Source organism: Streptomyces sp. NPDC034111 (genome assembly GCF_055575375.1).
Genome location: NZ_JBVIST010000003.1, coordinates 479,262 through 492,203 on the forward strand (window position 1 = coordinate 479,262; position 12,942 = coordinate 492,203).

Sequence of the window (12,942 nt, forward strand, 5' to 3'; positions counted from 1 at the left end):
TAATGGCGGGTGTCCGGGCGGTTGTCACGGCCATCTCCTTGGAAGGTGAACCTGTGGTGCGATGTGGGGACTTGGGACTGCTCGCAGGTGGATTTCGGCCCAGCACCGCTTGCCGGACTCGGTCGGCTCGACGGCGTACCGGTCTGCCAGGGCCGCGACGATGAGCAGGCCCCGGCCGTGCTCGTCGACCTCGTTGGGTGACCTGGGCCGGGGAAGGTCGGGGCTGCTGTCACTGACCTCGATCCGTATGGCGTTGCCGTCGCAGCGGGCAACCACGGTGATGGCGCTGGGACCTGCGTGCTGCACCGCATTCGAGAGCAGTTCGCCAGCCACCAGCTCAGCGGTGTGCAGTGCGTCGCTGTCGGCCGGTAGGCCCCATTCGTGCATCTCGGCGGCGAGCCGACGCCGCGCAGCTGCTGCAGCGTGCGTCGTGCCGGGTACGGAGAAGCTGAGGTGCTGCGGTTCCATGGGCGGCCTCCCAGGCGAGTTCGGCCACTCCACGGAACCGGCGTCAGCAGAGGACGGACCACCCCAGGTGCCGGCGCTGCATCAGTTATGCAGGACCTACATCAGCACCAAGTTCAGCTCTACTACGCTCTGTTGAGCAGGCAGGATCGGCGACGGCGGAAGGGGCCGTGGCGCGGATGGCCGATGCATACGACGAGGCGAGACGGATCGGTGAAGTGATCCGGCGGGCAAGGGTGCTCGCGAAACGCTCCCAGACGGACGTCGCCGCCGCACTGGGCTACCACCAGTCCAAGCTGAGTCGCCTGGAACAGGGCCGGGGCACCGAGGACTCCCGGGTGGTGCGGGCAGCTGCAATGGAGCTCGGCATCCCACTGCCTGCTGTCGGCCTCGCCGCCATGCCGGAAACCAGCACCTGCGACCCCGAGACAGAGGACATGCACCGCCGAACCTTCCTCGCCGCCAGCATCGCCGCCCTCACAGCACCCACCACACCGGTCGCCGGCCACGGCGATCTCGTCCACTCGCTCCTCCCAGGCCCGATATCTGCCTCTGCCCAGGACCCCCAGGACACACCAGGGCTCAGCGACCGTGTCACTGCGGCCCGACGGCTCTTCTGCACCTGCGACTACGCCGAGCTGGGACGCGTGCTGCCCGCGCTGATCGGCAACCTCCGGCACGCCGCGACGGGCTCCAGCCAGGCCGCCGGACTCCTTGCCACCGCGTACCAGACCTCTGCCAGCCTGCTCCTCAAGCTCAGTGATCATGGCAATGCCTGGCTGGCAGTCGGCCGTGCCATGGCCGAGGCCGAGCGCTGTGGCGACCCGGTCGTCCTGGCCTCCAGCGTCCGCGTCCAGGCGCATTTACTAGCCCGCGAGAAACACACCACCCAGGCCGTAACCGTCGTCCGGCACACCGCTGACCAACTCACCGGCGCCTACGACAAGCGCTCTCCGCGCTACCTCGCGGCCCTCGGCCTCCTGCTCCTGCGCGGCGTCACCGCCGCCAGCACCGGTGGCGACCGCTCGGCCACCAAGGACTTCATTGCCGAGGCGAAGGACGTTGCCCGCTACGTCGCGCTCGACCGCCCCGACGCCTGGGCCAACTTCAGCCCTACCAACGTCGCCCTCCACGCGGTGAGCGCCGCGGTTGCCTTCGGCGACGCGGGCGTGGCCCTGGCGACCGCCCGCCCCCTCATGCGCCGGCACATCCCGGTCCCCGAGCGACGGGCCGCCCTATGGGTCGAGGCGGCACGCGCATACAGTCAGCAGGGGAGGCTCGCCGACGGCTATCAGGCTCTGCGGATCGCGGAGAGCTGCGCGGCCCAGGACATCCGTCGGCCTGCCGTACGGGAACTGGTCGCCGACATGGCCGCCCGTGACCGCCGCCGCGCCCTGCCCGAACTGCACCACTTCAGCCGACAGCTGGGAGTCCCCGCGTGAGTGATCAGCCCGACCAGCCGAAGAAGCCGTTCCTGTACGTCGTTGTGTGCGCAGCCGGGATCGCGGGCGACGTCGGCAAGCTGATCACTGCTGCCCAGGAGGCGAACTGGGATGTCGGGGTCATCGCTACTCCGCAGGGTCTCGGCTTCATCGACGCGATGGCGGTCGAGGCGCAGACCGGCTACCCGATCCGTTCCGCCTGGCGCAGTCCCGGCGACCCTCGTCCCCTCCCGCCGGCGGACGCCATCGCGGTCGCCCCGGCCACCTTCAACACGATCAACAAATGGGCTGCCGGGATCTCCGACACCCTCGCGGTGGGCATCCTGTGCGAGGCGTACGGCTTCGGCATTCCCACCGCTGTCATCCCGTATCTGAACTCCGCCCAGGCCGCCCACCCCGCGTACCGGCAGAGCCTGGACCGGCTGCGTGAGATGGGCGTCCTGATCGGCTCGTACGAGCCGCACCGACCGAAGGTCGGCGGAGGGGCAGATCGTTTCCGCTGGGGGGAAGCGCTGGAGCTGCTCACCCCGGGAGTGCCGGGACGGATGTGAAGCGACTGTGGCCCGATGCGCGCGACGCATCGGGCCACAGTCGCTTGAAACCACCTCAGATAAGGGGATTCGCGCCGATTGTCACTTCTGCGTTGGCGAGCATTCGGGCGATCTGGATCGGGAGGTTTCCGAATTCCTCCATGACGACGTCGAACGGGTCGATGTGGCCGGCTTCGCCATCGCGTGCCGTGCCTTCGATGACGTAGCGGAAGCCGCGGGGCGAGGTCTCGTCGTCCAGGACCTTCCACGACGCACCGTGCTCGCGAATTCCGACATCTGCCACATAGGCGGCCAGGTCATTGTGGAGGGTGACCCAGTCGTCCTGCTCGAAGTCGTCAAGCGGGAGCTGGGAAACGTAATCCTGCAGCGGGCCGATGAGGATCAGCGCGTCCTGCTCGTATTGCTCGGCGGGGACGTTGAGCATCTCGGCGATGCCCAGCACATTCTCGTGCGCGTCCTGAGCCCACTGGTCGAGGTTGCCCCGCGCCTGGTCCGCCTCGGAAATCTGCATTCCTTCTCCCTAGTGGTGTTCCACGAATATGATACCGGCTTCCTTAAGGTATTCGCGCAATTCCTGTGAAGGTCCTGCGTGAAGGAACACCCACCGGGGGTCGAATCCCGGGTCCATTCTTCGTAGCGCGATGTCTTTGTGGATCTGCTCTTTGATGTGCTTGCTGAGCGGCACCTCTACTTGCTGGGGTGCGTGCTGGCCGGGAGCTATTTCGACCATGCGGTACTGCTGGTATGTCTTCACCTCAAGCCCGAGCGTCCGGCCGTCGGGCAGTTGGACGGGTACGTCGACCTTCCGGCCGCCTCTGGCGGTGACAGGGTACTTGGGGTCCTGGTTCGTGGGGACCGGGTAGTGCTTCTCGGGCTGGCCGCCGTACATCTTGCGCACGTGGTCTTCTCCTGTGGACCAGCGCTTGCGCTTGTCGCGCATCTTCCGCACCTGCTCCAGCGAGGGACCGCCGTTCCCCTTCGCCAACTGCCCTCGCCGAGGAGGGGGCGGGAGAGCAGGGACCTCGTCGCCGTTTCCCGTACGGAACATGCGTGAGGCGGAGCCACGTGGCAGGGGCCCACCGCCGGCCGTCGCGAGTCGTGGGCTGCCGAAGCCCAGGGATTCGAGGTGTATGTCGTCGAAATTCCTGAGCACGGTCTTGAGGCCGCCGGCTCTTGAAACGGCTCGTGCCGTACGGGCCGCGCCTCCGATGGCGCCTCCCATGAGGACACCGGTGACGCCCGCGTCTTTGATCTCGGCGAGGTTGATGCCGCTCTGCTCGCCCAGCAGGTTCCTGCCGCCCTGGGCGACGACGACATCGACGGTGATCGCTTCGAGGCCGCCGATAGCAGCGGTTGCCAGAACCGTTCCGGCGATCTCGGCAACCGTGGCCGACACAGCGACACCGGCCGCACCGGCTGCCGCGGCGATGGTCTCGGCTGCACCAAGGGCGGCGACTTCGGTGATTCCGCCAGTGAACACGGCCAGCGCAGTGCCCGCGACGAGGACTGCGCCGGCGATCTCCAGCTCATGCTTGATCTTGCTCTTGGCCTCGGCGATCTGGTCGGCGAATTTGTCCAGTGCTTTGGCCATGTCCCGGGCGGCAGATGCCAGATCGTCCAGGTAGCCCTTGCCTCCACCGTGGTACTTGCGCCAGAACTCCGAGAACGCCTCAATCGACTGGCCCTTGTTGTTGTCGATGACGTCCTGCGCTGATTTATGCGCTGCCGCGGTGCAGTCCTCGACGTCGTCGGCGTATGTGCGCCAGGCGCGAGCGGCTTCCCGGAGTTCGTCCTCGTCCCCCTCCGGCCACCACATGCCGGTGAGGTCCTGCACGACCTCCTTCACCTTGTCGGAAGCGCTCAATGCGCACCACCACGGCCGCCGTCCTTGAAGCCGGAGGCGCTGGAGCGGTCGGCCTCCTCATGGTTGTCGGCCATGTCCTTCATGGACTTCTGGATGCTGGCCAGCCCTTTGACCAGAGCATGGGCGGCCCGTTCGACCTGGTCGCGATGAGGGGTATACGCGTCGCGGAACTACTGTCCCTGTTCGTCGTCACCCCATGGTGAACCGAGTGCAGCCAGGGAGTGCTTGAGCCTTTCCGTGGCCTTCTCCAGCGCCACCGACTCCCGGTGGAATTTCGGCGCTTCGGTTTTCAACTGGTCTGTGTCTATGTCGAAGCCGGAAGCGGCCACGGACTCCCCCCCTTGACGGTCTATCTCCACTCTCCATCCAACCTACAGGGAGGGACTGACAGTGCTGTCGGAGGCGTTCAAGCCCGCACGCCTATGGGGACTTGATTCAGCCAGTTTTGGTGGGTGGGCATGCTCGAATCAGGCTGTGAACTGCTGACAGGGCCCCAACCGATGGAGCCCTGTCAGCGTGGACGTCTACTGCTTCATGGCTGCCGACCTCCGGCCGCAGAAGCCGACGTGTTCAGCGACGCGGACGATGACGCGTGGGCGTGGCTCCGTTGGCCGCAGCGTGAGGCTGTGGCGGAGTGGGCCGTAGCTGCGTCGCACGGCTGCTGCGGGCGTTGGCGGCTTGTGCCAGTGGGCTGGGGGCGTGTCGTTCGCCGAGGCGGCGGACGCGCCATGTCAGTGCGCGGGCGGGGTTGCGGGCGTCGTCCAGGGTGCGTTGGCCTACTGCTTGGTCGAGGACGGTGGCGGCGTTGTGTCCGGCGCTTTCTGCCTCGGCGAGGACGGTGGCGAGTGCGTCCCAGGCGGGGTCGTTGAGGATGCGCTCGGCGTGCTCGGGTACTGCCTCTTGGAGGTAGTGGGCGAAGCGCCCCTTGCTTTGGAGGCTGGGGGTGCGTTGCGTGAGGCCGGCCAGGACCGGTTCGGCGGTCTGTGCGTATGCGGCGTGTAGGTGGAGGAGGGCTTGCTGGGCTGCGGCTTCCTGCTGGGCGTGTTGGCGAGTGCGGTGCCAGTGCATCGCGTAGGCGACCGCGGTGAGCATGGTGTCCAGGAGCATGGCGAACCCGGCGCCGTCCCTGTCCTGGGGCCGGTCGCGCCAGATCGTCTGGATGCTGCGGCGTAGGACGCGGGCGCTGTCGCGGTCACCGGTGATGCGGGAGCGGGTGGCGCGCTCGAAGACGGCGGCGGCCCGTTCGAGGTCGGCCTTCACCGTGGCAGGTGCGGTGGCCGGCAGCAGGTCCAGTGCTCCGCCTAGCGCTTCCAGCTGGCCTTGGGCCACCGCGTCGTTGCTGCCGATCAGGTGGCTGGGGATGCGTTCGGTGGCGGCGGTGGCCTGGTGCCACGGGTTACCCGGTGGGACGGTGGCCGGTTTGGGGCTGGTGGTGGCGAGGCGTTCGCGGATCTTGGGCAGGGACAGGTCGGGGGCGAGGGTGGAGCCCGCGTAGAAGACCGGCTCGCCCTTGTCGTTGGTGTCGCCGGGCAGGGCGAAGTTGCAGCCGAGTGCGTCGCCGGAGGGACCGAGCTTGAGGCGCACGGTCACGTCTGTGGCCTCCAGCAGGGCGAAGAACTCGGCCTCGTCCGCCGCGGCGGCGACGGCGCGGCGCACTCGCATGCGCAGGACGTCGCGGGTGGCGGCGTCCTGGCCCAGGCGCTTGGCCTTGAAGTGTTCCTTGCTGGTAGGGCGCTTGGCGGCGGTGCCGTCGCCCGGCTTGAGTCGCCTGAGCCCGTAGTCGACTTCGATCTTGCGGGCTTCGCGCTGGACGGCGCGCTGGTCGTGGTTGCGTTTGGGGCGTTTGCCGTCTTGGCGTACGAGGGTGGCGGCGATGTGGATGTGGTCGTCGGCGTGGCGGACGGCGACCCAGCGGCAGGCTTCTTCGTCTCCGTCGGGGGCGAGGCCGGCGGCGGCCACGATCCGGCGGGCGATGTCCGCCCATTGGGCATCGGTGAGGATCGGGTCTTCGGGGGCGGCACGGACGGGGCAGTGCCACACGGTGTACTTGGGCGCCTTGTCACCCAGCATCTTCACGGGCTGGTTGAGTTGTGCGGCGAGCTGGGCCTCTACTTCCTTCGGGTCGCGGTGGGGGCTGCGGCCGGGGTCCGGAGCGAAGTCGTTCCAGGACGCCACCAGGTGCGGGTCGGTGTGCTCGTTGGCCCGGCCTTCGCCGAAGAGGTAGCGGATGGTGCGGCGCGTGGCGTCTGGGCCCGTACCGAGGATGATCTTCGGTATCACCGGCTCACCGTGCCTCTGTGACCCGGGCGACGGCGGTGTCCAACTCGGCGATGGACGCCTCGACCCGGTCCAGGAGCCGTTGGACGGTGTCGGGGTGGGGCCAGGCGCCGTCCTTGTTGAGGTGCCAGGTGAGCTGGTTGAGGTTGTTGCCGATGCCGCCGAGCTGCCGGTTGGCAGCCATCAGCGTCTTCACCATGGCGCGGTAGTCGGCGACTGCGGCGGTGGGGTCGTCAGCGCGGGCGGCGGCGAGCGAGCACTCTGCGACGTAGCCGCCAGGGTTCATGCGGCTGAGGTCGGCGGCGTTCTTCACGAGGGCGAGTTCGTCGTCGTTGTAGCGGGGAGAGATGCGGTGCTCGCGCAGCTGCTTGTCACGCAGTCGACGACGCGGCGCGGGCTTGGGCGGCACGTTCGACGACGGCTCGACGACCCCTTCCTCGGTCGGCTCCCCTGGGCCGGCCGACTCCGGTGCCTCCTCGGCGCCGGATACCTCCGCCTCCCCCGGGGCGGAGGCCGGGTAAGGACTCCTTACCCGACAACTTGCTGCGTGTGAGATGGGGGTGGTGGTCATCTCCGGCTGGGGGATGGGGGGTTCGTGGTGCTGGTGGTGCATGGAGCGGTTCTCCGTGGGTGCTGGTGTCGGGTGCCCCGCTGTAGGCGGTGCCCGTGTCCCCGCGCTCTCTGCACGGGAACACGGGGTGAGCGGGAAGGGTGGGGCGATCGGCGTGATCGCGGGGGTCAGGCAGCGGCGACGGGGGCTGCGTCGAGTTCCGCCTGCCGCTGGGAGGCGGCTTCGTCGAGTTCGGCCTGAAGGATGGCCTTCAGCCTGTCCGCCTCCTTCCTGCCGATGGTCAGGTCCTGGCTGCGGAACGTGTCTTCGATGTGGCGGCGCGAGGCTCGGCCTTGGCGCCCCAGTGGTGCGGTACGCGCGATGGCGAGCCGTTCGGGGGAGATCTCGCTGGCTTCGTGGTCCTGCGGTTCGGTGGACGGCTGAGGGTCCTCGGCCATGTCTGGGGTGTCCGAAGCCACGTCGGCAGAACTCCGAGCCACGTCGCCGGGGCCGTGAGCCACGTCGGCTGCGATTGGCTCCGGTGCATCGTGAGCGGTGCCCACGGGGACAGTGGGCTTGGCGCTGTCGGTGCTGTTGTGGCTGTGCCCGACGGGGTTGTGGCTCTTGGTGGTGCCCGGCTCGTGGGGGCTGGGAGCGGGCTGGCGGCGGATGACGATGTAGAGGTGGACGGCGCCGGCCAGGGCGAGTGGAGCGATGGCGGACAGGGCGCCGACGGTGAGGTCGTCGAGTTGTAGGCCGTCGTCGTGGCGGGCCTGCTGGTTGAGGCGGACGGCATGCAGGGCGTTGGCCCAGATGCTCGTCACGGTGGCCACACCGACCAGCGCCCACACGTACGCGCGGGAGCGTGTCGGGGCGGTACGGAGCATGAGCAGGGCGCCGACGCCGATGGCGATGAACCCGTCGATCACGAGGGGGAAGGCGTAGGTGAGCAGTCCGCGGATGTGGACGGCGACGGCCATCTGCCGCAGGGCGTCGTAGGAGAGAGCGAAGGCGAATGCGGCGAGCAGGGCGATGCCGAGGCGGATCGCATCGGTGCCCGATATCGATATCCGGGTGGGTTTGGTGAGGGTGCGGGAAGTCAAGCGGAGGCACTCCGGGTGGGATTGAGCGGCGGCCACCGGCGCGGGGGTGGGCGCCGTGAGGTGTGGTGACTCGTACCACTCGTTGCATGCCTGGTCAGAGCAGGTACGAGTGGCGGCGTGATGTCGACTCGACCCGTTGCGGGCCGGGCACCCGTCCCCGCGCTGACCTGCGCGGGGACGGGTGGTACGAGTCGTGGCGGGTCAGGCTCCGGTGTCGGGGAGCGGCTCGGCGGCCTGTTGGGCGGGCCCGGCCGAAGGCGTCGGCTCGGGGCAGTAGCGCGCCCAGGTGTCGAGGAACTGGTTGCGGGTGAAGCCCCTGGCCTGGGTGCCGTCGGGGAAGCGGCGGTTGGACGAGTGGAGGCCGTAGGGCTTCAGCCGCTCCTGAAGGCCGCGCGGGGTCAGGCCGTCTGGGCCGTAGTCCGCCCACGGCGCTTCCTTGTCCGCGTTGAGGTGCTCCAGCAGGCGCTTCGTGCGCATTGCCGGCGGGTCGTTCTCGGCGGCGAAGGCCCGGCGGATACCGACCAGCAGGCGCGTGCGCAGACCGCCCTGTTCGTCCTGCCCGGCCTCGTAGTCGGTCATGACGCGGCAGGCGGTGCGGGCCAGCGCAGGCCACTCGCCGCCGGCGAGGTCGGCGATGGTCACCAGAGGCTCCCAGGTGTCCGCCGCGCGGTCCTCCACCGGCATGGCCGGCTCCATGTCCATCGCCTGCCGGAACAGCGGCTTCAGCCACGCGGCGAGACGGTCGCGTATCGCGTGCAGGGCCGGAGTGTCGCGGACGGTGCGGAAGTGCGCCACCTTCTCCTTCCCCGCCCGGCGGCGCATGCGGATGACCACCGACCTGTCCATGACCGTGTCCGGCAGGTCGCCGATCCCGGCAAGCGCTGCCATGGCGAAGGTGGAGAACTTCGTCGGCTTGTGCTCTGGCCCGACCACCCGCAGCGTCGGGCGGTTGCGCTGGTGGCCCGCGTTGATCAGGCCGCGCACCTCCTCGTTCTTCTCCGCCGCCTTGGTGGTGCCGAAGAGGGTGTCGGCCTCGTCGACCAGGAGCGTGATCGGGTCATCGTCGTCGACCGACCGGAAGATCGCCGCCGGGCTGGCGTTGACTGTGATCAGAGGGTTGTGCACCGTCTCAGTGATCACGTCCAGCAGCCGCGACTTCCCGCACCGCTTCTCCGGCGCGACGATCGCCAGGCGCGGCGCGTGCTGCCACGCACGCTGCAGATGCGTAGCCGCGACCCACAACGTCACCGCCGTGAGCGCCTCCTCACTCGGCATCACCACATACCGCGCGATCTGTGCACGAAGTTCGGCCAGCACCTGCTCGCCCTCGCGCAGAGGGCCGATGAGCACGCCAGCACTCGCCGTCCGAGGCTCGGGTACGGACGGCCGCTGCGCCGCACCATCTCCCGATCGCGGCTCGCCTCCCTCTCCGGCTTGCTCACCGGCCAGGTGGGCACCCGGCTTCCCAGGGATCGCGACCGCCGGCCACTTCGCCTTGCCGGTCTCGGTCTGGGAATGTGCGTCGGGTGTCGTAGGTTGCACAGGGCAGCTCCTCATCTGGCGGCTTCGGGCTTGCCCGCCCTTGCCGCCGGGTTGGTTCTCACAAGGCCACGTAGGGGTGTTGCTCGGGCCTCCGGCGTTGCCCCGCCGGGGGCCCCTCCACGTGTCGCGGCTACTCGACCGCGGCGCGGGACCAAGGACAGTACGTCCACGCCCTGGCACAGTCCAGCGTTTCTGTGTCAGCTCAGCGCAGAAGCGACTGCTACGGTGCCCCGCTCTCACGCCGCCAGGCCCAGCAGCTCCAGCAGGTCCGCCGTCACCACGCGGTAGGCGTTACCCAGCCGCAGCACCCGGCACGGGTACTCGCCCCGCTTCGCCAACGCGTAGCCCTTACTCCGCCCCAACCCGAGTGCCCGGTTTCCTGTCTCCAGGTCAACGGCAGCAGGGAGGGCCAGAAGGTCATCCCGGCTCATCCCCTTCGTCCCGCCAACGGGTCCGTTCTCACGCATACACACACTCCATCCATGACTGAGCCCTCGGCGAACGCGACCATCACGTCCGGCTCCAGGCGCACACCTACCAGAATGACCGAGCTAATGTGTCCTCATGACACAACGCAATGCCGATGCTGGATACGACGACGAGGACGACGTTCCCGAGTGGACCGACCACGTGATGGCCACCGTGGCCGCCGAAGTCCGCCGACGCAGAAAGGAGCTACGGATGAGCGCCCAGGACCTGGCCGACGCTTGCGCGGACCTCGGTCACCCGATCCCCCGCAACGTCATCGCCAACATGGAATCCGGCCGCCGCGCCACCCTGCCTCTGGTCGACGTCATGGTCCTGGCCCAGGCGCTGCACACGAACCCGATCTGCCTGATCTACCCGATCGGATACGTCGCCGAGATCCAGCGCCTCCCCTACGAGGATCGGATTGCCCCGTGGGAGGCCATGCGCTGGTTCACCGCTCAGGACAGCGGCTATCTGGCCGACCACGACATGCTCCGCTACCAGCGCGAACACATCGAGGCCCTCGGCGAGGCCCGCTCCGCGATGGCCAGCGAGCGATACTCGCGATACGCCGTCGAGACGGCGCGCAACGCCGCAGAGCGGGCCGAGGCCCTCCGCGATCAGGCCGCCTGCATCGAGCGAATCGACGCGGCCAAGCAGCGCCTCCGCGTAGCCCGCTCCTTCATCCGGCGCGACCGCGGACTCCTCCCCTACCTGCCACCAGAACTCGCCGAAATCGATCCGCCGGGATCCCAGCCCAACACCGCCGAGGAGGACAGCCTTTGAAGGGCTCCACCCACCGCCGCTGCTACTGCCGCGACCCGCACACCGGCAAACCGCTCGGCAAGAAATGCCCCAAGCTCTCCAACCGGAAGCACGGCTCGTACTCCATACGCCAGGAACTCACGCCCCGCGAAGACGGCACCCGCCACTCCTTCAGCCGCGCCGGCTACGAGACCCTGAAGGCCGCCCAGGCCGACCTCGACCACATACGCGCGCTCCTCGGGCTCGCCGATGCCGACGATCCCGAGGGGCTGGCACAGATCGCCGAACTGTTGGAGAAGGTGGCCGACGAGAAGGCCCCACTGCCCAACGTCGAAGAGACCCGGCGACGCCTCAGCCACGGCCTGGACCTGACCAGCCGCCTCACCGTCGGCGACTGGCTGGACATGTGGCTGGCCGGCAAGAAGGGGCGGCAGAGTGCCATCAGCCGCGATGAGGGCAACATCCGCCTCCACCTCAAACCGCGGATCGGGCACCTGCGGCTGGACCGTCTCCGCGTCAGCCACCTCTCGGAGATGTTCGAGGCAATCGCCGAGGCCAACGTCGAGATTGCCGAGGGAAATGCGGCCCGCCGCAAGGCAATTGAGGACCTTGCCCAGATCCCCTGGAAGGGGCGCGAACATCGCGCCCGCCGCAAGGTGCTGAAGGCCGCCATCGCTGAGATGGCCCCCTTCCGCCGCGTAGTCACTCCAGCCACGCGCCAGCGCATCCGCTCCACCCTGCGGGCCGCGCTGAACGCTGCGATCGCCCAGCAGTTGATCACCTTCAACCCGGCTACCCACGTCGAGTTGGAGGCGGGCAAGCGCCCCAAGGCGCTGGTGTGGACCGAAGAACGGATCCTCCACTGGAAGCGCACCGGCGAGAAGCCCTCGCCCGTGATGGTCTGGACACCACAGCACACCGGCCTCTTCCTCGACCACGTCGCGGAGGACCGCCTGTACGCACTGTGGCACCTGGTCGCCTTTCGCGGGCTGCGGCGAGGTGAGGCGTGCGGGCAGCGGTGGACCGACACACACCTCGACGACGGCCGCATCACCGTCGCCAAGCAACTCGTCGTGAACGGCTGGGAGGTGTACGAGGACGATCCCAAGACCGACGCCGGCGCCCGGACCATCGCGCTCGACTCGGACACGGTCCAAGCCCTCAAACGGCACCGCATCCATCAGGAGAAGGACCGCGAGGGGTGGGGCAGCGCCTGGGTGGAAACCGGACGCGTCTTCACCAAGGAGAACGGCGAGATGCTCCACCCCGCCAACGTCACCCGCCGCTTCATCGAGCTGTACGAGGAGATCGACCTCCCGCCGATCCGACTCCACGACCTGCGCCACGGAGCGGCGACCCTCGCCCACGCGGCCGGGGCCGACCTGAAGGACATCCAGGAGATGCTCGGCCACTCCTCGATCGCCATCACGGCGGACACGTACACGAGCCTGCTGCCGGAGACCGACCGGGCGATCGCCGAGGCCGCTGCCCGCCTCGTCCCTCGCGCACGCCGGACGGATCAGGCCGCCGGGACCGAGGCCGACCTCGAAGCGGACGAGAAATCCGGAGCCGAAGCCGTGGCGGACGGTGCCGATGAATCCGCACCCCAGCCGGGCTCTGTTCCCCCGTCCGCTCACGCACCGCGCACGCAAACGGCCCCGGACGAGGAGTCCGAGGCCGAATAGAGCGCCTCTCCGGGGAGAAACCCCAGGTCAGCGCGGCGTAACAAGAGCCCCCTGTCGGATTCGAACCGACGACCTTCGCTTTACAAGAGCGGTGCTCTGGCCAGCTGAGCTAAGGAGGCGTGCGGGAAGAAGTGTACCCAGGCGGGCCGGGTGCCGGGCTCACGAATTTGATGAGAGCCAGGCTACTGACATCGGGGCGCGGTGAGGGTAGCGTCACGGGACAGTCCACA

13 protein-coding genes and 1 tRNA gene are annotated in these 12,942 nt (G+C 68.7%); 4 read left to right on the top strand and 10 right to left on the bottom strand.

The window, feature by feature from the left end; translation table 11 throughout:
* Nucleotides 1–24 precede the first annotated feature (24 nt).
* Complete coding sequence (locus ACZ55A_RS11490; protein ID WP_468837593.1) at nt 25–468, bottom strand: ATP-binding protein; 444 nt, start codon at nt 466–468, stop codon at nt 25–27.
* 176 nt (nt 469–644) lie between these two features.
* Here ACZ55A_RS11490 and ACZ55A_RS11495 point away from each other — a divergent pair, with 176 nt between their 5' ends.
* Both ACZ55A_RS11495 and ACZ55A_RS11500 read left to right on the top strand, forming a co-directional pair.
* Nucleotides 645–1,907, top strand: a complete 1,263-nt coding sequence (locus ACZ55A_RS11495) for a helix-turn-helix domain-containing protein (RefSeq protein ID WP_468837595.1) — start codon at nt 645–647, stop codon at nt 1,905–1,907.
* Nucleotides 1,904–2,458 (top strand): flavoprotein, encoded by a 555-nt coding sequence (locus tag ACZ55A_RS11500; protein ID WP_468837598.1) that lies wholly within the window; start codon nt 1,904–1,906, stop codon nt 2,456–2,458. The genes ACZ55A_RS11495 and ACZ55A_RS11500 overlap by 4 nt, the downstream gene beginning before the upstream one ends.
* Before the next feature lie 55 nt (nt 2,459–2,513).
* On the opposite strand, the gene ACZ55A_RS11505 is transcribed toward ACZ55A_RS11500, so the two are convergent.
* The 8 genes from ACZ55A_RS11505 to ACZ55A_RS11540 all read right to left on the bottom strand — a co-directional run bounded on the left by ACZ55A_RS11505 (nt 2,514) and on the right by ACZ55A_RS11540 (nt 10,225).
* On the bottom strand, nt 2,514–2,969 hold the full coding sequence (locus tag ACZ55A_RS11505) for a hypothetical protein (RefSeq protein ID WP_088799331.1): 456 nt from the start codon (nt 2,967–2,969) through the stop codon (nt 2,514–2,516).
* Between the two features lie 9 nt (nt 2,970–2,978).
* Nucleotides 2,979–4,322, bottom strand: coding sequence for a WXG100 family type VII secretion target (locus tag ACZ55A_RS11510; RefSeq protein WP_088799330.1), 1,344 nt, complete (start codon nt 4,320–4,322; stop codon nt 2,979–2,981).
* Nucleotides 4,323–4,492: 170 nt separating this feature from the next.
* Complete coding sequence (locus tag ACZ55A_RS11515) at nt 4,493–4,651, bottom strand: hypothetical protein (RefSeq protein WP_256331354.1); 159 nt, start codon at nt 4,649–4,651, stop codon at nt 4,493–4,495.
* A gap of 241 nt (nt 4,652–4,892) precedes the next feature.
* Nucleotides 4,893–6,602 carry a relaxase/mobilization nuclease domain-containing protein gene (locus ACZ55A_RS11520; RefSeq protein WP_088799329.1) on the bottom strand — a complete coding sequence of 570 codons (1,710 nt, stop codon included), beginning with the start codon at nt 6,600–6,602 and terminating at the stop codon, nt 4,893–4,895.
* 4 nt (nt 6,603–6,606) lie between these two features.
* Nucleotides 6,607–7,008, bottom strand: a complete 402-nt coding sequence (locus ACZ55A_RS11525) for a plasmid mobilization protein (RefSeq protein WP_256331756.1) — start codon at nt 7,006–7,008, stop codon at nt 6,607–6,609.
* A gap of 329 nt (nt 7,009–7,337) precedes the next feature.
* On the bottom strand, nt 7,338–8,252 hold the full coding sequence (locus tag ACZ55A_RS11530) for a DUF2637 domain-containing protein (protein WP_468837603.1): 915 nt from the start codon (nt 8,250–8,252) through the stop codon (nt 7,338–7,340).
* 201 nt (nt 8,253–8,453) lie between these two features.
* Nucleotides 8,454–9,809: a DUF3631 domain-containing protein gene (locus tag ACZ55A_RS11535; RefSeq protein WP_371127280.1), complete on the bottom strand. Its 1,356-nt coding sequence runs from the start codon at nt 9,807–9,809 to the stop codon at nt 8,454–8,456.
* A gap of 221 nt (nt 9,810–10,030) precedes the next feature.
* Nucleotides 10,031–10,225, bottom strand: coding sequence for a hypothetical protein (locus ACZ55A_RS11540; protein ID WP_468837979.1), 195 nt, complete (start codon nt 10,223–10,225; stop codon nt 10,031–10,033).
* A 133-nt stretch (nt 10,226–10,358) separates the two neighbouring features.
* Here ACZ55A_RS11540 and ACZ55A_RS11545 point away from each other — a divergent pair, with 133 nt between their 5' ends.
* Nucleotides 10,359–11,048 carry a transcriptional regulator gene (locus ACZ55A_RS11545; protein WP_468837607.1) on the top strand — a complete coding sequence of 230 codons (690 nt, stop codon included), beginning with the start codon at nt 10,359–10,361 and terminating at the stop codon, nt 11,046–11,048.
* On the top strand, nt 11,045–12,712 hold the full coding sequence (locus tag ACZ55A_RS11550) for a site-specific integrase (RefSeq protein WP_088799326.1): 1,668 nt from the start codon (nt 11,045–11,047) through the stop codon (nt 12,710–12,712). The genes ACZ55A_RS11545 and ACZ55A_RS11550 overlap by 4 nt, the downstream gene beginning before the upstream one ends.
* 45 nt (nt 12,713–12,757) lie before the next feature.
* On the opposite strand, the gene ACZ55A_RS11555 is transcribed toward ACZ55A_RS11550, so the two are convergent.
* Nucleotides 12,758–12,831, bottom strand: a tRNA-Thr gene (locus ACZ55A_RS11555).
* Nucleotides 12,832–12,942 lie beyond the last annotated feature (111 nt).

Bases quoted from the DNA above. Each gene is read 5' to 3' on its own strand.
- ACZ55A_RS11495 (WP_468837595.1), top strand. From the start codon at position 645: ATGGCCGATGCATACGACGAGGCGAGACGGATCGGTGAAGTGATCCGG.
- ACZ55A_RS11535 (WP_371127280.1), bottom strand. From the start codon at position 9,809: ATGAGGAGCTGCCCTGTGCAACCTACGACACCCGACGCACATTCCCAG.
- ACZ55A_RS11505 (WP_088799331.1), bottom strand. From the start codon at position 2,969: ATGCAGATTTCCGAGGCGGACCAGGCGCGGGGCAACCTCGACCAGTGG.
- ACZ55A_RS11545 (WP_468837607.1), top strand. From the start codon at position 10,359: ATGACACAACGCAATGCCGATGCTGGATACGACGACGAGGACGACGTT.
- ACZ55A_RS11490 (WP_468837593.1), bottom strand. From the start codon at position 468: ATGGAACCGCAGCACCTCAGCTTCTCCGTACCCGGCACGACGCACGCT.
- ACZ55A_RS11540 (WP_468837979.1), bottom strand. From the start codon at position 10,225: ATGAGCCGGGATGACCTTCTGGCCCTCCCTGCTGCCGTTGACCTGGAG.